This window comes from Nonomuraea sp. NPDC049028 (assembly GCF_043197735.1).
Classification (GTDB): domain Bacteria; phylum Actinomycetota; class Actinomycetes; order Streptosporangiales; family Streptosporangiaceae; genus Nonomuraea.
In genome coordinates this window covers 1-16091 of record NZ_JBICTR010000005.1, presented here as the reverse complement: position 1 = coordinate 16091, position 16091 = coordinate 1, and the positions used below count along the sequence as shown (strand labels likewise).

The 16091-nt window shown below is 65.1% G+C and carries 19 protein-coding genes; 14 read left to right on the top strand and 5 right to left on the bottom strand.

Features of this window, described 5'->3' with window-relative positions; all coding sequences use genetic code 11:
* Nucleotides 1-5: 5 nt before the first annotated feature.
* Nucleotides 6-833: a hypothetical protein gene (locus tag ACGFJ2_RS19545; protein WP_393470075.1), complete on the bottom strand. Its 828-nt coding sequence runs from the start codon at nucleotides 831-833 to the stop codon at nucleotides 6-8.
* A 519-nt stretch (nucleotides 834-1352) separates the two neighbouring features.
* Between ACGFJ2_RS19545 and ACGFJ2_RS19540 the strand changes: the two genes are divergently transcribed.
* Both ACGFJ2_RS19540 and ACGFJ2_RS19535 read left to right on the top strand, forming a co-directional pair.
* Nucleotides 1353-1922 (top strand): prolipoprotein diacylglyceryl transferase, encoded by a 570-nt coding sequence (locus ACGFJ2_RS19540; protein ID WP_393470072.1) that lies wholly within the window; start codon nucleotides 1353-1355, stop codon nucleotides 1920-1922.
* Nucleotides 1923-2280: 358 nt separating this feature from the next.
* Nucleotides 2281-2694, top strand: a complete 414-nt coding sequence (locus ACGFJ2_RS19535; RefSeq protein WP_393470069.1) for a hypothetical protein — start codon at nucleotides 2281-2283, stop codon at nucleotides 2692-2694.
* 78 nt (nucleotides 2695-2772) lie between these two features.
* On the opposite strand, the gene ACGFJ2_RS19530 is transcribed toward ACGFJ2_RS19535, so the two are convergent.
* A complete protein-coding gene (locus tag ACGFJ2_RS19530) occupies nucleotides 2773-3465 on the bottom strand; it encodes an alpha/beta fold hydrolase (protein WP_393470066.1) in 693 nt (230 codons plus the stop codon).
* Between the two features lie 49 nt (nucleotides 3466-3514).
* Between ACGFJ2_RS19530 and ACGFJ2_RS19525 the strand changes: the two genes are divergently transcribed.
* Both ACGFJ2_RS19525 and ACGFJ2_RS19520 read left to right on the top strand, forming a co-directional pair.
* On the top strand, nucleotides 3515-4210 hold the full coding sequence (locus tag ACGFJ2_RS19525; protein WP_393470063.1) for a helix-turn-helix transcriptional regulator: 696 nt from the start codon (nucleotides 3515-3517) through the stop codon (nucleotides 4208-4210).
* A gap of 183 nt (nucleotides 4211-4393) precedes the next feature.
* On the top strand, nucleotides 4394-4927 hold the full coding sequence (locus ACGFJ2_RS19520) for an RICIN domain-containing protein (protein ID WP_357938287.1): 534 nt from the start codon (nucleotides 4394-4396) through the stop codon (nucleotides 4925-4927).
* A 120-nt stretch (nucleotides 4928-5047) separates the two neighbouring features.
* Here the strand turns inward: ACGFJ2_RS19520 and ACGFJ2_RS19515 are convergent, their stop codons facing one another.
* Nucleotides 5048-5386, bottom strand: coding sequence for a MiAMP1 family antimicrobial peptide (locus ACGFJ2_RS19515; RefSeq protein ID WP_357938285.1), 339 nt, complete (start codon nucleotides 5384-5386; stop codon nucleotides 5048-5050).
* A gap of 529 nt (nucleotides 5387-5915) precedes the next feature.
* Here ACGFJ2_RS19515 and ACGFJ2_RS19510 point away from each other — a divergent pair.
* The 8 genes from ACGFJ2_RS19510 to ACGFJ2_RS19475 all read left to right on the top strand — a co-directional run bounded on the left by ACGFJ2_RS19510 (nucleotide 5916) and on the right by ACGFJ2_RS19475 (nucleotide 13188).
* Nucleotides 5916-7763: an ABC-F family ATP-binding cassette domain-containing protein gene (locus tag ACGFJ2_RS19510; RefSeq protein ID WP_393470059.1), complete on the top strand. Its 1848-nt coding sequence runs from the start codon at nucleotides 5916-5918 to the stop codon at nucleotides 7761-7763.
* 243 nt (nucleotides 7764-8006) lie between these two features.
* Nucleotides 8007-8327, top strand: coding sequence for a type II toxin-antitoxin system Phd/YefM family antitoxin (locus ACGFJ2_RS19505; RefSeq protein ID WP_393470056.1), 321 nt, complete (start codon nucleotides 8007-8009; stop codon nucleotides 8325-8327).
* On the top strand, nucleotides 8324-8746 hold the full coding sequence (locus tag ACGFJ2_RS19500; protein ID WP_357938279.1) for a type II toxin-antitoxin system VapC family toxin: 423 nt from the start codon (nucleotides 8324-8326) through the stop codon (nucleotides 8744-8746). Before ACGFJ2_RS19505 ends, ACGFJ2_RS19500 begins: the two co-directional genes overlap by 4 nt.
* A gap of 95 nt (nucleotides 8747-8841) precedes the next feature.
* Nucleotides 8842-9384 (top strand): GNAT family N-acetyltransferase, encoded by a 543-nt coding sequence (locus tag ACGFJ2_RS19495; RefSeq protein ID WP_393470053.1) that lies wholly within the window; start codon nucleotides 8842-8844, stop codon nucleotides 9382-9384.
* Nucleotides 9385-9588: 204 nt separating this feature from the next.
* A complete protein-coding gene (locus ACGFJ2_RS19490; RefSeq protein WP_393470050.1) occupies nucleotides 9589-10647 on the top strand; it encodes a VWA domain-containing protein in 1059 nt (352 codons plus the stop codon).
* A gap of 271 nt (nucleotides 10648-10918) precedes the next feature.
* Complete coding sequence (locus tag ACGFJ2_RS19485) at nucleotides 10919-11824, top strand: S41 family peptidase (protein ID WP_393470047.1); 906 nt, start codon at nucleotides 10919-10921, stop codon at nucleotides 11822-11824.
* Nucleotides 11825-12338: 514 nt separating this feature from the next.
* Nucleotides 12339-12884: a replication initiator gene (locus tag ACGFJ2_RS19480; protein WP_393470044.1), complete on the top strand. Its 546-nt coding sequence runs from the start codon at nucleotides 12339-12341 to the stop codon at nucleotides 12882-12884.
* Nucleotides 12811-13188: a hypothetical protein gene (locus tag ACGFJ2_RS19475; RefSeq protein ID WP_357939764.1), complete on the top strand. Its 378-nt coding sequence runs from the start codon at nucleotides 12811-12813 to the stop codon at nucleotides 13186-13188. The genes ACGFJ2_RS19480 and ACGFJ2_RS19475 overlap by 74 nt, the downstream gene beginning before the upstream one ends.
* A gap of 212 nt (nucleotides 13189-13400) precedes the next feature.
* Here ACGFJ2_RS19475 and ACGFJ2_RS19470 read toward each other — a convergent pair whose 3' ends face one another.
* Together ACGFJ2_RS19470 and ACGFJ2_RS19465 are read right to left on the bottom strand one after the other, a co-directional pair.
* Nucleotides 13401-13715, bottom strand: a complete 315-nt coding sequence (locus tag ACGFJ2_RS19470; RefSeq protein ID WP_357938267.1) for a hypothetical protein — start codon at nucleotides 13713-13715, stop codon at nucleotides 13401-13403.
* Nucleotides 13716-14429: 714 nt separating this feature from the next.
* A complete protein-coding gene (locus tag ACGFJ2_RS19465) occupies nucleotides 14430-14972 on the bottom strand; it encodes an Imm21 family immunity protein (RefSeq protein WP_393470041.1) in 543 nt (180 codons plus the stop codon).
* Nucleotides 14973-15110: 138 nt separating this feature from the next.
* Between ACGFJ2_RS19465 and ACGFJ2_RS19460 the strand changes: the two genes are divergently transcribed.
* Both ACGFJ2_RS19460 and ACGFJ2_RS19455 read left to right on the top strand, forming a co-directional pair.
* A complete protein-coding gene (locus tag ACGFJ2_RS19460) occupies nucleotides 15111-15404 on the top strand; it encodes a transposase (protein WP_393470038.1) in 294 nt (97 codons plus the stop codon).
* Nucleotides 15404-16066 carry an IS3 family transposase gene (locus ACGFJ2_RS19455; RefSeq protein ID WP_393471401.1) on the top strand — a complete coding sequence of 221 codons (663 nt, stop codon included), beginning with the start codon at nucleotides 15404-15406 and terminating at the stop codon, nucleotides 16064-16066. The genes ACGFJ2_RS19460 and ACGFJ2_RS19455 overlap by 1 nt, the downstream gene beginning before the upstream one ends.
* Nucleotides 16067-16091: the final 25 nt, after the last annotated feature.

The following is a 16091-nucleotide window of genomic DNA, read 5'->3' as shown; positions in this document are numbered from 1 at the left end:
CTGGTTTAGAAGGGACCGCTCTCCGGATAGCCAGCCTTTATGGCGGCCTTGCGGGTCTTCGTGTTGAGCTTCTTCTCGCTGATGACCTTACGAGCCGCCGGTGCGGCGATCTTCACCTTGGCGCCCCAGCCCGAATACTTGGTATCGGTGTGGAAGACCATCTGGTCATAGGCCGTGCTGTCGCCGTCCGGGTAGGCCGTCGTGTCGACGACCGTGCGGGTGAGAAGGTTGTGTTGATCGAAGTACAGATGGAACTCGACGTTGCCTTCACCGGCGGACTTGTCGTGCCGGAAGTCAGTGAGTTTGGCGGTCCCCTGATATTCGCCGGTCGCCACTTCTGATGCGTTTTTCACCATGAACTGCAGTTCCGCTGAAGTGACGCCCACGCTGAGGGCGGTATTTTCCTGCCCATCGGCCTTCGACTGGATCCAGGAACGACCGGAAGGCAGCACCTTGGCGATGCCGGCGTTGGTCACGTAGGCGTTTCTGCCCTCAGCGATGACCCGGTAGGGAGGGTTGGGCCCTTGCTGGCGTGAGGACATGCGGACACGGAGGTCGGCGGCCGCTACATTGCCTTTGCCGAAGGCCAGGGTGCCGGCCGTGCGGGTGTTCACCCGTACCTGCATAGCTTGGTCGTCGGTGGTGAAATCGAGGGTGATGCTGCTTGATTCGGTGATTTTCACGCCTTTTCCCGGGACCAGCTGGGACTTCAGGGCCTTCACCGGGTCCGCTGGAGCGGCCTGCACGGATGCTACGGATGCCGCCTGAGCGGGTACGGCCACCGCGGACACGGCCGCGGCCGTTGCTACGAGGCCTGCGAATAAGAGCTTCATCAGTATCCTTGCTTGGGGGATATAGCAGGGAAAAGAGTAAGAGGGTGGTGTTGGCGAGATAAGGGATTTCCCATAACGATCCTGTGTAGACCGGTGAACCCAAGCGGTGGTGATAGAGCAGTCCGACCCGAACGGCACCTGCTGGCCACGAGGCAACACCTTCGACGATGCGACGGCCCTCCACTGCCGGTTCTGAGGAGCCCTGCTCAGAACATGGAAGATACCCGGCAACGCTCTCGTCTCTGCTGATCCCCTGAAGCACGAAGCGCTCACAGCGAAAGACCTTGCGCGCCGAAGGCATGCCCAACGAAAAACAGCTCGGAGCGAAGCGGAGGCCCTTCCTAAAGGCGCTCTTCGAGGCGTTCGTGTAGCGGTGTGTAGTCATACTGCGAGAACAGCCTAGGAAAATGATGCAGCATCGCCTGCATATCATCGGCGATCCAGTAGAGGTCAGGGTCGGAGAAACTAAGATCGGTGAACAGGTACCGCCATCCGTGTGTCCCTTTAGTGAGGGCCAACGTGGGCGACACGATCGCGCCCGGCATCGCGTTCGGGCAGGCGATTGCCCGCTGGGGCAACTGGTTCAACCAGGAGCTGTACGGCAGTCCGACCACGTTGCCGTGGGGCCTGGAGATCGACCAGGCGCACGGCTGCCGGCCGGGCGTGCTCTACCACCCGACATTCCTGTACGAGTCGCTGTGGGACGTGGCCCTCGGCTTCGGGCTGATCCTGGCCGGCAGGCGGTTCACACTCCGCCATGGCCGGCTGTTCGCCCTCTATGTCGCCGGCTACACGTTGGGGCGGTTCTGGATCGAAGGGCTGCGGATCGACCCGGTTGGCGGGGTGGACCACGCGGTGACGTTCCTGGGGCTGCGGATCAACCAGTGGACGTCGATCGTGCTGTTCCTCGGCGCACTGGTCTATCTCTGGGTGACTCGTAACAAGGACGCCGAAGAGATCTTGGTGTCGGCCTCGTACAAGCAGGATGGCTCGTACGAGCAGGACGGCGGGGCGGCCGCCGAGCCGACGCCCCTGACCGACCAGGACGACGCGGCGGCGGACACTCGCCGAGCTCCAGGAAGTTCTTGACGGCGCGGAGCCTGCTTCATCGCTGCTCCTGCGGCTTGTACCGGCACCCCATCGCCACCGCAGGTGTCCGGTGAAATGAAACTTTCACCCGTCACGTCGGTATTACGGCTCCGCAGGCTGATCCCCGACCTGGTAGCACGCCTGATTCACCCTCGCGAGAGCCGCTATGGCACAAGTTAATGCCGGCCGAATCAATGGCTCTCGATCGTCTCTCTGGACACCTGGAGACCCCGAAAATAGTCTCCGTGCGCGCTCCGCCGACATCATGCGAGAGATGAGGTTGGAATTGACACGCTCCAAAGTACGTCGTGCGGCTAGCTCTGTCGCCGTCGCCATCGCAACACTCGCGGCAATCCTGGTGCCCGTCACCCCCGCGCACGCCGCCTACGGCCCTGACCAGGCCGTGTCCATCACGGTGACCTCGAACGCCGGCCCGTCGATCATGCTCGCCCAGCTGACCGGCACGCTGGCATTCGACGATGGGAACACGAAGTTCAGGTACGCGCTCCGGCTGTGCTGGGGGAGCGGGTCCTACCCAATGCCGAACTTCTACGTCTCCGCCAACGGCAGCACCATTTTCTATCCGAGCCAGACGGGCACGGCGACTGCTCCCCCCGGCTGCCAGTTGTACCTGTACCTCTACGACGGTGAATACACCCACTCCACTACCCTCACGAATGTCACCTTGTACGTGACGGGCGGCTGGTTCTATCCCGGCAACACTTACAACAGTCGCACCAAATCCGTGACCTACGACAACCCCTACAACTGAGCCGTCAGAAGCTGCTTCATTGGAGCTGAGTAGAAGGGCCACTCCCAACTATGGGGGTGGCCCTCGTGCGCCTCTCGGTCAACTGGGTCTGTCGGCGAGGAAGTTCTCGATTCGCCGGGCGAGAGCGTCGGGCGCTTCGAGCATCGGCAGGTGTCCGCTGGCGAGGGATTCGTTCCAGCTCGTGTCGAGGTTGCGCGCGAACCGCTGTTGCAGTCCGATCGGGAGCTCAGCGTCTTGGCTGGTGGAGAGGTAGCCTCGACGTTCGGGAAAACCACCGCCTTGCGGCGTGTCCCGGTAGAGACGCACAGACTCGGGGTGGAACTCCGCCACGATGCGATCGGCCGTCTTCGTGTCGACGCGGCTGGCCACGCCCCGCCGGATAGCGGCATCGGGCGGTCGGGTGCCGGCCAGCCGCATCGCCAGGCTCAGCACGAGCCGGTTCGGCAACGGCATCGACGCGACGAAGCTGCGTCCCAGCTTCGGCACGACGGCCGTGACCGCCAGGAACGCGCCCACCCGGTCAGGCGCGAGGGCCATGAGTTCCGCTGCGACAGTCCCGCCACTGGAGTGCGCGACGACCGCGAATCGCTCCCACGGTGCCGAATCCAGTGCCGCGGCGGCGTACTCCGTGAGCGAAGCGCGATCATGACGCGGTCGCTCAGCGACCACCGTCTGGTGCGACGCGGCCAGTTCTTCGCGCACCTGGTCCCAGATCCAGACGGGAAGACCGGCACCGCTCAGCAACAGGATGGGTTCTCGCGACTTCGTCATGCTCCGATTCTGGAGCTGCTGGGTGTCACCGTTATGGCACCATTTATGAATGAACCGCACCGACCGGCTCTACGCGATCCGCGAAGATCTCCGCCGTGCGGGTCCCCGAGGCCGCACCGCCCAGCAGCTCGCCACCGCATTCGAGATCAGTATCCGCACCGTCAAGCGCGACATCTCCGCTCTGCAACAGGGCGGGTTCCCAGTCTGGGCACGCACGGGCCGGCTTGGCGGATACGTCGTCGATCGTGCCGCCACCCTGCCACCGGTGAACTTCACCGCCACCGAAGCCTGCGCGCTCGCCGCGGCGATCGCGGCACACCGGGGACAACCATTCGACAGGCAGGCTCGAGCCGCCCTGGTGAAAGTACTGGCGGTGATGGACCCGCAGGCGCGACGGCACGCGGACGACTTGACCGAGCGCATCTGGATCGACCACAGCACCACCGAGGCAGCTGATCCGCGCCGACGCGACGCGATCGAACATGCCCTTGAGGAGCGCAAGGTCCTCTCGCTGCACTACCGCGATCGTCACGGTACGCCGACCACGCGCCGGGTGGACCCTCAGCTGCTCGCGTTCACGGCCGGGCACTGGTTCCTCGTGGCGCGCTGCCGGCGCCGCGAGGCCATCCGATGGTTCCGCCTCGATCGGATCGAACGCGCGAGTCTCACCACTCAGCGTGCCATCGACGTACCCGTCGAAGAACTAGGGACGCCTCCCTCGACGGCGGCCTCCGTCCGGGTGTGACGTGCCATGTGATCCAGTCTGTACGTTCTGGATCATCCTGAACCGCAAGCGCGGATGCCCGAAGCTTCGCCCCTGGCGGGCATCACATCGCGACGCACCAAGCTTTGTGCGGACGGTGATTGATCAACTACGTTCGGTTGTGTCATGGTGCTCGAGTCTTGATCAACTCTTCTGGAGGCACCCATGCTTGCTCGCCATCTGCTGGCCGCCGCCGTCATCTCCGCCACCATGGGCGCGGTCACTGCTCCGCCTGCGCTGGCCGCTGGTCAAGAGCCCGCCAACCGCACCATCCCGGTCGGGACCGCAATGTGCGTCGACGTCAGCAACTACCGCGGCAACGGCATCTTGATGTACCAGTGGCAGTGCGACCCCAACAACACCAACCAGAAGTTCGTCGTCGAGGACGGCCTCATCAAGGTGGAAGACACCATCGGCACGAGCCAGATGATGTGCCTGGACTCCTCCAACGGCCGAACCAACGGCACCCGGGTCTACCAGTGGCAGTGCCTAGGTAACGCCAACCAGCTCTGGGTCATCCAGGGCGGCCAGATCATCCTCAAGTCCACCCTCAACTCAGGCAACCGCCTATGCCTGGACGCCACCAACGGACGCGGCAACGGCATCCAGGTGTACCTGTGGCAGTGCGACCCCAACAACACCAACCAGAAGTTCGTCGTCGAGGATGGCCAGATCGCGGTCAAGGACACCTTGTCCTGATCCTGAACGTCCCGATCCTGAACGTCCTGATCTCTGGTCACACCCGGCACGTTCCGATGTACCGCAGGGCATCAACGGCACCGATCCCCGGGGCGAGGCCGCCGGGTCAAGAGGTGGGCGTCAGCACACCACGAAGATGCTCTTCCACCCGACGCCCGTCGCCTGCTTCGCGTTGCCGTTGGTGGGCAGCACGAAGTGCACCGGCCCTCTGTTGTTGATCTGGTTGTGCATTCGGCCGGACTGGCCGGAGCCGTACCACTTGTACGACCCGCGGTAGCGGAGGTTGGTCGTGCCGCACCTGTCGATGACCTGTGTCTGGCCGGTGAAGCCCGGCCCTTCGTAGGCCACGTACGTCGAGCCGGTGTCCGCGGACATCGAGGCGCTGGCGGCACCGCCCATGACTGCGACCAGGGAGGCAGAGATGGCGGAGACGAGGGCGATTCTCTTGATGCTCTTCACAGCGATCCTCCGGATGCGTCTTGACTGATTGCCAAATGTCACTTTGAGGAGAGGAGTCTCATGTCACTCACCACTCGCGCGGGCGGAGAGCCCGAACGCCGCAGCCGTAGACCGGCTCGGTAGCGGACGACGAGCTTGGACTCGCCATAGGAGCGGGGCAAGGGACCGTCCTTTTCATAGGTTTTCCTAACGAGAAGAACATATGGACCGGCTCTTGATCGTCACTTGCATCCCACCTACACCAAACGTGACAACTGGCCGTAAAGCCACGACGGTGACGAGGAGTGGACGCCTGCCGTACGAGATCCAAAGGCCACTTCCCGATCATGGGAAGTGGCCTTTGACGTGCAGTGGAGCCTAGAAGATTCGAACTCCCGACACGTCCGGAAACCTACCGCCGAGCGAGACGAGACGGTCCGTCTTGACATCGGGTCGGCACTCCCCCATACTCAGCTCAACGAGACGGATCGTATCGTCTCAAATGAGTGAGGAGGTGGCATGACGACTGCCCCAGTGTGGCCAAGCCCGCATGGAGGAGTACCGGGCCTGGGAGCGCCTCAGCCGTAAGGCGCCGGGGCTGATCACTTGTCTCAAGCTGTTCTGGTCGCCGCGGGCGTCGCGCCTGTCGTCCGCGCTGAGAAGAGAAGGAGGAGCTCTGCGTACCCCTGCCCAACTGGCACTCAACGAGATCACCAAGCGCTACGGCACCCGCGTCGTCCTGGACCGGGTGTCACTCACCGTCAAACCCGGCGAGCGGATCGGGGTGATCGGCGACAACGGGTCGGGTAAGTCCACGCTGCTCAAGCTCATGGCGGACGCCGAGCGGCCGGACAACGGCGAGCTCGTGGTCGTCGCCCCCGGCGGCGTCGGATACCTGCCGCAGTCGCTCGCGTTGCCGCCGCATGCGACGGTGGCCGACGCCGTCGATCTGGCACTGGCCGACCTGCGCGAGCTCGAAGCCAGGATGCGGGCGGCCGAACGGTCGTTCGGCGCAGCGGGCATGGAGGCGTGCGCGGGGGCGGAGGCTCGCGCGGACCTGGACGTCTACGCGGGGCTGGTTGCGCAGTTCGAGGCGCGGGGCGGCTACGAGGCCGACGCTCGTGTAGAGGTCGCGCTGCACGGGCTTGGGCTGCCCGGGCTCGAACGGAGCCGCCCGCTAGGCACGCTTTCCGGTGGCGAACGCGCCAGGCTCGCCCTGGCCGCCACGTTGGCGTCCGCGCCTGAGCTGTTGTTGCTCGACGAGCCGACGAATGACCTGGACGGCCAGGCCGTGGCCTGGCTCGAACAGCGCCTGCGCGCCCATCGGGGCACGGTCGTGGCCATCACGCACGACCGGATGTTCCTGGAGCGGGTGACCACTGCCATCCTGGAGGTCGCCGACGGGCAGGTTCGCCGCTACGGCGACGGATACACCGGATACCTCGCCGCCAAGGCCGCCGATCGCGCCGCTCAGGCGCGGGCCCACGAGGAGTGGAAGACGGAGCTGGACCGGCATGCCACGCTGGTGGCGGCCAACGCGGGCCGACTGGCCTCGATCCCTCGTAAGACGGCCAAGGCGGGTATGGGCACCGGGGCTTGGCGGGCGCGCTCGCGTACACACGGGGCCGCCGGGCGCATCCGGCAGTCTCAGCAGCGGCTACGGTGGCTCACCGACCACCCGGCGCCGCCGCCGCCCGAGCCGCTGCGCTTCACCGCCGCCTTCACCACCACGGGAGCCACCGCCGGGACCGAGGTGGCCGTGCTCGACAGCGTGGTGGTGGCGGGGCGGCTGCACCTGGAATCCCTGGCTGTCCGCGCCGGTGAGCGGCTGCTCGTCACCGGCCCGAACGGAGCGGGCAAGACCACGCTGATGCGAGTCCTCGCCGGAGAGCTGCGACCCGACGCGGGCGAGGTACGGCGGACCGGCCGAGTCGGATTCTTCCGGCAGGACGAGCTGGATTCCGGGGACGTGCTGCGGGCCGGGGTTCTTCGCCAGGATGAGCTGGGCACCGAGGGTACGCGAGTCTTTCCGCAGAACGAGCCGGCGGACCTGACCGTGCTGCGGGCCTACGCGCACGGACGTCCCGGAAGCCTGGACGAGCACGCGGACGCGTTGCTCGCCATGGGGCTGTTCCGGCCGTCAGACCTGGGGCTGCGCCTCGGGGAGCTCGCCTATGGGCAGCGGCGCCGGATCGAACTGGCGCGGCTGGTGAGCGAGCCCGTGGACCTGCTCCTGCTCGACGAGCCGACCAACCACCTGTCACCGATGCTCGTGGAGCAGCTGCAAGAGGCGCTGTCCTCTTTCCGTGGCGCGCTGGTCGTGGTGACGCACGATCGGCGCCTGAGGGCCACGTTCACCGGCTCCCACCTGGAACTGGACGCGGGCATGGCGGCGTAGCCGGTCGCGGCCGTCAGGGCCTGCCGGCCCTGACGGTCGTGCCCACGGCACCCGGCTGCCCGCCACGGATCGAAAGCGAACAAGATTCGCCGCATCACGTGGCGCAACGGGCTCCACAGGCTGAGCAGCCATACCGACCAACCTATCGTGCCGCTCCCATCAGTTACAGCTCCTGCGGGCTTGACATGCATCGTGGAGTGCTACTTTGTAGCACCGGATGGCACAACGCTGTAGGCTTCGGATGTGAGTACTCCTGAGCCGGACCACTCCCATGAGATCTCTCAACGCGACCTGCGCAATCGGTCAGCGGAGATCATGGATGGTCTGGAACGTGGGGAGCGATACGCCGTTACCCGTAATGGCCATCACATCGGTGATCTGGTCCCTCTCCGCCGCCGGCGCCGGGCCGTGTCGCGCGCCGAGTTCGCCGCTGTGTCGTGTGGCATGCCACGACTGGACGACTCCAAATATCGCGAGGACATGGACCGCCACGCCAACGACGATCTCTACGACCCTTACGATCGCGCATACGGCAGACAGGAATTCGCAGAGGACGAGGGATGACCCACGCCCTAGGACTGCTCGACACCAACATCCTCATCCTGCGCGCCGGCCTCGATCCCGACGAACTCCCCGATGAGATGATGATCAGTGCCATCACCACCGCGGAGCTCTCGGTCGGCGTCCTGGCGGCCACAGGACCGCAGGAACTCGCCCAGCGAATGAAGATCCTTCAGACCGCCGAAGCCGAATTCGACCCACTCCCCTTCGACGACACCGCGGCCCGCGAGTACGGCCAGTTGTGGACGGCGGTCATCGCCTCAGGACGCAAACCACGCCCCCGCACCGCAGACCTGATGATCGCCTGCGTGGCGATCGCGAACCGGCTTCCTCTGTACACCTGCAATCCCAGGGATTTCAAAGGACTTGATCGTCTGCTTACCGTGGTCCCGGTGACCCGTCCGCAGTGGGCCAGTGCATGAATGGAAAGCGCTCAGCCACCTACGACCTCGCCGGAGCTTAGCGACCGGAGTCCCCCTTTCTCCCTCCTGTCGGAGCCGTCTGCCAGGCTGTGGCCATGCCGCATGCGGGAGTCACAGAGTTTCTCCAGGTCACCAGCCAGGACGAGATGCCGCCCGGACTGCGGCGGGAGCTGGTCGAGTGCTGGGTCACGGTGACCAACGCCGGGGGCGCGGCCGGTTTCCCGTTTCCCTCTGTCACCTTCGATCAGGTGGCGGAAGTAGCTGATCAGCTCATCGCCGGCCTCGACTCGCACCGCAGCCGCTTCCTCTTGGCTCTCGTAGACGGGATGCTCGCTGGCTGGCTGAACGTGCGCAGAGATGCCAACCCATTGATCGCCCACTGGGGAACGGTCCATCACGTCCAAACCCACACCGACTTCCGCAGCAAGGGGATCGGAGCCGCACTGATGCACCGCGTGCGCCATCTGGCCCGCGATGAGATGGGGCTCGAACAACTCCGCCTCGCCGCCCGTGGTGGAGTTGGGCTCGAAGACTTCTATAGGCGGCAGGGCTGGAAAGAGATCGGCCGTTGGCCTGGCGCGCTGCGGCTCGCGCGCGGCGATGATCGCGACGAAATCCTGATGGTGCTTGAGCTCTGACTGTTCCGACCCGAACGGCAGGCCCTGGGCCCGACACGTCACACGAACGCGGTGCGGGCGCTGGCGATGTCCGTTCCGGACGGTCGCCCCGTCCCAGCAGAGTGCGCAGGTAGCGGGCGCCGACCCATTTGAAGGCGTGCGAAGGTGAGAAGGAGGAGAACTACACTCGGCCCTCCCCCGGCCGATGGGTTATGGGGAGGACGCATGACCTTTCTGGCCGGCGGCTGGCTGTGGTCGTTCGCGGTCCTGGCCGTCGTCGTGGCAGGCTACATCGCCGTCCAGTTCCGGCGGCCCCAGCAGATGGCGCGCTTCACCAACCCGAGGTTGCTCGATCTGGTCGCGCCCGCCCGTCCCGGCTGGCCGCGGCACATCGCGGCGGCCATGTTCGTCGTGCTGATGGCTCTGCTCATCGTGGCCGCGGCACGCCCGGCCGCCTCCGTTCAGGTTCCCCGCGAGCGGGCCACGATCATCGTGGCCATCGACGTGTCACTGTCGATGGTCGCCACCGACATTCCGCCATCCCGGTTGGCGGCCGCCAAGAGCTCGGCCAAGATGTTCATCACGAGCCTGCCCGAGCGGTTCAACGTCGCCCTGATCTCCTTCGCCCGATCCGCGGCAGTGGTGGTGGCGCCCACCCTCGACCACACGGCGGCCATCCGAGCGATCGACGCGCTGAAACCCGCTCCCGGAACCGCCATCAGCGAAGCCGTCTTCTCCGGCCTGGACGCGATCCGCTCCTTCGACCAACGCTCGGCGAGCGATCCACCACCGGCAGCCATCGTGCTGCTGTCCGACGGCGACAACACCTCCGGCCGAGTCGTACCCGATGCGACCAAGGCCGCCGCCGCAGCCAGAGTCCCGGTCTCCACCATCGCCTTCGGCACGCCCAACGGTGCCGTCGAGATCAACGGACGCCGCCTCGAGGTCCCGCCCAACGAGGAAACCTTGCGCACCCTGGCCGAAGGCACTGCCGGACGCGCCTACAACGCCCAGACGGCCGGCTCGCTGGATGAGGTGTACGAGAGCATCGGCACCTCGCTCGGCACCACGACCAAACAGCAGGAGGTGGGCTACCAGGTGCTGCGCTGGGCCCTGCTCCCCGCCTTCGCGCTGGCCGCGCTGGCACTGCTGCGTCAGCCGAGCAGCCGATGCGCCGTGGACACATCCGCGAAGGTGACCGGGACATCGCCGCTACGCGCGCTGGTCGAGCGGACGTTGATGGGCTGGCCGGTGCTCCACCCATCAGCGGCGATCAAGGCTTGATCACCAGCGAGATTTGGCCCCACCCCAGCGGCCGTCGCCTCGAAGGCCGGTGAGGTGGGGGCGGGCCTTCGGAGTGGTCGGGCTGTGCCGCTGGTGGCCCAGGGGTGAAGAGCAACCGCTGACGCAACGGGTGGGCGAGCGCCGCGAACTGCTCAGCCGCGCCGATCTCCAGAACATCCTCAGGAGGTGGCAAGTGTGAAGACTGATCACGCATACCGAAGGTTTTCAACGTCTTTGACGTTTTCGTCAGGGCAGTGATCTACTCCCTGCCATGTCGACTCTGACGAACCTTCAGCCCGCCCCTGTCATCGACGAGACAGCCCGGCTGCTGACCGAGCACTACGTTTTCCCTGAGATAGCCGAGCAGCTCGCCGACCTGCTACAACGACGCCTCGCCCAGGGCGCCTATGACGTCGGCAGTGCCGAGGAACTCGCCCGTCTGGTCACCGCGGACCTGCAGTCCGTCAACAACGACAAACACCTGAGACTGAAGCACCACGCCGACCCGGTGTCCCCCAAGCAGGGCGCGGCAACCCTGGACTCCATCCGCCGGGACTTCGACGCCTCGCTGGGCGGTGCGCCCCGGGTGGAGTTGCTCAAGGGAGGGGTCGCCGTGGTGGAGCTGGCGCCGATGCTGTTTCCGCTGGATTGGGCCGCCGAACCGCTGAGCGCCGCGCTCACCCTGGCCTCCCGCGCCCAGGCGCTGATCGTGGACCTTCGCAACAACCGGGGCGGCGACCCGGACACCGTCGCCTTCGTCTGCAGTTACCTCCTGGACGAGCGCACCCACCTCAACACCATGTACTGGCGCAGCGGCGAGCGCAGCGAGCAGTCCTGGAGCCTGCCGCACGTTCCCGGCGCGCGTTTCGGCGGCAGTAAACCGTTGTACGTGTTGTCCAGTGACAGCACCTTCTCCGCCGCTGAGGAACTGGCCTACGACCTGCAGCAGCTCGGCCGCGCCGTTGTCGTCGGCGAGCCCACCCGCGGCGGCGCACACCCGTGCGAGGGCTGGACCGTCCACCCCCACCTGGAAACCACCGTCCCCACCGGCCGCGCCATCAACCCCGTCTCCGGCACGAACTGGGAGGGCACCGGCGTGCAGCCGGACGTCCCTTGCGCTGCCGCGGAATCCCTCGACCAGGCACACGCACTGGCCCTCGCCCGACTGGCAGGCTGACGCAGTCCAGCTCATCGACAGTGGTACCAAACGTCGTTCGTGATCAAGGCGACTGGAGCTCCGGGCCTGGTACCAGACCGCGCTGAGGTTGGTACCAAAACTCATGCTTCAACCATGCCCCCGGGGTGGGGCCAGTTCTCACCGAACATGAATCCGCTTCACCCCGTGGGTCCAGCGTACTTCGCCAGGTGGAGCCAGAATTCGTTCCTCAACTCAGGGCGTCGTCTCGCAAGCCGATGAGACCGTGGGTGGGTGATCTGTACATGCTTCGTCGCCATCATCGCCGTCAATTCCCGCTACGGAGACTCTCGGTTACCCGTCGATCCAGATGATCTCCGTCCTGTGCACGAGTAACATGTCGCTCGGTCTGAGGAACTGGCTCTGACTTGGGGGGGAAGCCTCCTCGTCTGTAAGTAGTTCAGGCTGCTTTCCACCCCCACACGGAACAGCCACGTAGCAGCCCGGTGTACCGCAGGGGTATGCGCCCCCGGCTTCGGCGCGTGGGCTCGCTCCGGTGTCCGATGCCGAGAGCCGACGAAGGGGTCATCTAGCCCGAGCTGGACGAAACAACACCCCCACCTCCCGCACCGCCGTGTCATGTCCTGCACGGGACTCCCTACGCCACCACCTGGCCAAACTCGGCGGCCTAGCCCTCAAAGACCTCCGCCACCACGTCACTGCCTCCTTCGCCAAAGTCGCCGAATACCAGCGACGCGGCGCCGTCCACTTCCACGCCGTCATCCGCCTCGACGGTCCAGGCGGCCCCACCGCACCACCATCGGCCTGGGTCACCGCCGACACCCTGACCGACGCCGTCCAACACGCCGCCCACGTGGTCGGTCGAGGAAGTGCGGACCTTCCTGGAGTCGGCGCGAAGAAAGGAGGACCCGATGTACCCGACGTACGCCCTGGTGCTTGTCCTCGGGCTGCGCCTGGGCGAAACTCTCGGGCTGCGTTGAGAGGACGTCGATCTCGACCAGGCCGAGATGACGATCGGCTGGCAGCTCCAGCGCGTCGCGGGCAAGCTGCTGCACCGCCAGACCAAGACGGACGCCTCTGAGGCCACCCTGCCCTTCCCTGAGATCGTCACGACGGCCCTCCGTGCCCGTCAACGAGCGTGTGACACCGCCCGGGAAACGGCTGGAGAGGGCTGGCAGGACACAGGGTTCGTATTCACCACCGCCAGTGGCCGTCCGATCGAGCCGTCCAACTTCCGCCGCAGCTTCGCGAACGCCTGCGCCAAGGCCAGAGTGCGCAAAGTCCATGTCCACGCCACCCGCAAGACCTGCGTATCTTGCTCGTCGCCCTCGACGTCCACCCGCGGGTCGCCATGCAGATCCTCCGCCACTCCCAAATCGCGGTGATCATGAACATCTACAGCGAAGTGTCCTCGGGGGAGACACGCAAGGCACTCAAGCGCCTGGGAGATCATCTAGAACGCTAGAACAAGATTGATCGCTGAAGGCCATTCCTTCCGAGGGATGGCCTTTCTTAGTGCCGCGACCGCATGCGTTCACCGGGTTGTTCACCGCGCTACTCTTTTCACGCCTTGGTGCCGAATGTACTGGTCAGATGACTACTTCTCGCGCAGGCTCTCGATTTCGGCGGCCAATGCGGCCATGTCGCGCACATGCCCGTAGTACTTGGTCGCATACTGATCGTCGATCATCGGGAGGACCTTCTCGCACGCCGACGCCAGCCGCGTCAGGCCAGAGCGGTGTTGTGCGCTGAGCGGGCCTTTAAGGACGCCTGCGGCGAAGCCATAGATGTCCGCGTCGAGCATCACCATGTCCTGGTCCTCGACGTCGAGGCCGCGGAAGCCAGACGAGAATGGCATGGCCATGTGCTCGGCCATCATCTGCGAGAGCGCGTCGAGCTTCTCTTCCAACATGCGGAAACCCTCCCAGGGCACGCGGGCGTCCCCACGTGCGGTTAACCAGCGATTGGAACACCTCGCCCCAGCGAATCTCAACCCTTTTGTTGCCCAGCGCTCGTAAGGTCAGCAGTCATGGCGCATGTCGTGATTTGGGTGAAGCCCTACGAGCGAGAGAATCACAGCCCAGACACAGAGGGATACAAAGGCCTTTGCGGCTGGCATGGGATGACTGCGGGGCGAGGTCCGTGTCCGAACAAGCCGTACGCGAGCGTGAAGCTCCGGTATGCGGACTACCAGCCGGTGCAGTCAGCGTGCGTTGAGGCCCTCAAGGAGATCTCACAGCGCTACGGCTTCCCGATCCCTCAGGAGCAGGCTGAGCGTGTCGAGGCAAGTTGATGCTGTAGCTGTATTTTGCAGCTGTACAAGATCGAAAAGGCTACCTCCCGATCATGGGAAGTGGCCTTCTACGTGCTGTGGAGCCTAGGGGATTCGAACTCCGGACTTCCTGCTTGCAAAGACGCATACCCGGCCTGTCACCCTCAGAGGGGCACCCGGCCGCAGGCCGGGCGGCCCTCGCGCGGTGCTTTCTGGTCATGGCCCCGAGGGCGGGTCCGGGTCGAACGCGGCCCACCTGCCGGGTAGACGTGCGCTTGGCCTACGCCACCGAAGCAACTCCGGGCCAGACCACGTGATCCGCGGAAAGGCACAGGCGCAGATTACGCCCAAAGCTCAGGTTGCTGGCTGGAGTTGGACGAGGATCATCCGATAGTCCTCGTTTTCCGTATAGGTGGCTCGGACCCTGTACCGTCCAGGCTCAAGATCAATAATGAGGCGCTCGTCGGGCTCCAGCTCAGCACCGGGGATTGCAGAGTCGAAGAGCACGACAGCTTCCCGTACCTCCCAGTTCAGGTCTTCATCATCGTCCCAGGCCGGCTCCACTGCGAGGGCTCTCTTGGCCGCCTCAACCAGCTCAGTCTCGGAGTTTGCAGCGGCCCAGCGTAAGAAGAGGCGTTCGGCCGGCAGATAGGTCGTCATGGCAGGTTCGTCGCCGAGAACAAGGGCCTGCTGCGTACCAACGGTAACGAGGCCGATGTAGCCTCCAACGGCACAGGCTCGGCCGTAGTCGCCCCAGGTTTCTACGGGACCGTCGTTGTCATCCACACCCGCCCAGCTGTTCAGCTTGGATTTGGGGACGGCGATTAGTGGCCCTCCTGCGGTGCTGACCCAGGTATGCAGCACTGATGGCCTCACTTTCGCTGCGTGATTGTTCATGGGTGGAGAGAGTACGGGCAGCGGCCAAATCCCTGGAAGGGAGCACAGGCGATCCACTGCTACCTACGACTGAGCTTCCCCCTGTTCTCCGGACACTTGGCCTGAGGTCACCCTTGATCATCAGGAAGGATGTCCTCCATGCCCGCACCACATCCGCCAGAGTTCCGGCGCCGCGCGGTCGAGCTCGCCCGCCAAGGTGACAAACCGCTCCTCCAGCTCGCCAAAGACCTGGGCATCAGCCGGTCGTGCCTGCAGAACTGGCTCAACCAAGCCGACGCCGACGAAAATGCCGGCGCCGGCGACCGTCTGGCCAGTGCGGAAAAGAAGGAACTCGCCGAGCTGCGCCGCCGCAATAAGCAACTGGAGATGGAGAACGACATTCTCAAGCGGGCTGCGGCCTACTTCGCCAGAGAGAACGTCCTCCCAAAGTAATCTACTCGCTGGTCCGTGAACTCGCCGACGACGCTATCCCGGTCGCGGTGGCCTGCCGAGTCCTGAGAGTGTCAACCTCGGGATATTACGACTGGCTCGGTCGGCCCGAGCCGCCGCGGAAACTTCGCAACAGAGAACTTACGAAAATGATCCACGAGATACACGCTGACTCGCGCAGCAGTTACGGATCGCCGCGCATCCATGCAGAACTGCGGCTCGGGATGGGCGAGAAGGTCAACCGCAAGCGCGTCGAGCGGCTCATGCGCGTGGCCGGCCTGCAGGGCATCTACCGGCGCAAGGGCCGCCGCAACCTGGTCAACCAGGCGACCGAGGAGGACCTGGTGCAGCGACGCTTCGACGTCGAGGCGCCCGACCGGTTGTGGCTGACCGATATCACCGAACACCCCACGAGCGAAGGGAAGACGTACTGCGCCGCCGTGATGGACGCCTATTCGCGACGCATCATCGGCTGGTCCATCGATGCTCACCAGAACACCGATCTCGTGGTGAATGCGTTAGCGATGGCAGTAGCCCGTCGCAAGCCGGACGAGCGATCGACTATCCTGCATTCGGATCACGGCACGCAATACACTGAACCTTTTTCATCCCCAGGCGGCAGGGGTGCTGGTCACAGCATGATCGCGAGCTTGGTGTTCGCCTGACGACGTAAGAAACCCCTGGTAGACG

Coding starts and splice junctions, on each gene's coding strand:
- ACGFJ2_RS19485 (WP_393470047.1), top strand. CDS start 10,919: ATGTCGACTCTGACGAACCTTCAGCCCGCCCCTGTCATCGACGAGACA.
- ACGFJ2_RS19530 (WP_393470066.1), bottom strand. CDS start 3,465: ATGACGAAGTCGCGAGAACCCATCCTGTTGCTGAGCGGTGCCGGTCTT.
- ACGFJ2_RS19460 (WP_393470038.1), top strand. CDS start 15,111: ATGCCCGCACCACATCCGCCAGAGTTCCGGCGCCGCGCGGTCGAGCTC.
- ACGFJ2_RS19500 (WP_357938279.1), top strand. CDS start 8,324: ATGACCCACGCCCTAGGACTGCTCGACACCAACATCCTCATCCTGCGC.
- ACGFJ2_RS19510 (WP_393470059.1), top strand. CDS start 5,916: ATGGAGGAGTACCGGGCCTGGGAGCGCCTCAGCCGTAAGGCGCCGGGG.
- ACGFJ2_RS19495 (WP_393470053.1), top strand. CDS start 8,842: ATGCCGCATGCGGGAGTCACAGAGTTTCTCCAGGTCACCAGCCAGGAC.
- ACGFJ2_RS19475 (WP_357939764.1), top strand. CDS start 12,811: ATGACGATCGGCTGGCAGCTCCAGCGCGTCGCGGGCAAGCTGCTGCAC.
- ACGFJ2_RS19490 (WP_393470050.1), top strand. CDS start 9,589: ATGACCTTTCTGGCCGGCGGCTGGCTGTGGTCGTTCGCGGTCCTGGCC.
- ACGFJ2_RS19465 (WP_393470041.1), bottom strand. CDS start 14,972: ATGAACAATCACGCAGCGAAAGTGAGGCCATCAGTGCTGCATACCTGG.
- ACGFJ2_RS19520 (WP_357938287.1), top strand. CDS start 4,394: ATGCTTGCTCGCCATCTGCTGGCCGCCGCCGTCATCTCCGCCACCATG.
- ACGFJ2_RS19470 (WP_357938267.1), bottom strand. CDS start 13,715: ATGTTGGAAGAGAAGCTCGACGCGCTCTCGCAGATGATGGCCGAGCAC.
- ACGFJ2_RS19545 (WP_393470075.1), bottom strand. CDS start 833: ATGAAGCTCTTATTCGCAGGCCTCGTAGCAACGGCCGCGGCCGTGTCC.
- ACGFJ2_RS19525 (WP_393470063.1), top strand. CDS start 3,515: ATGAACCGCACCGACCGGCTCTACGCGATCCGCGAAGATCTCCGCCGT.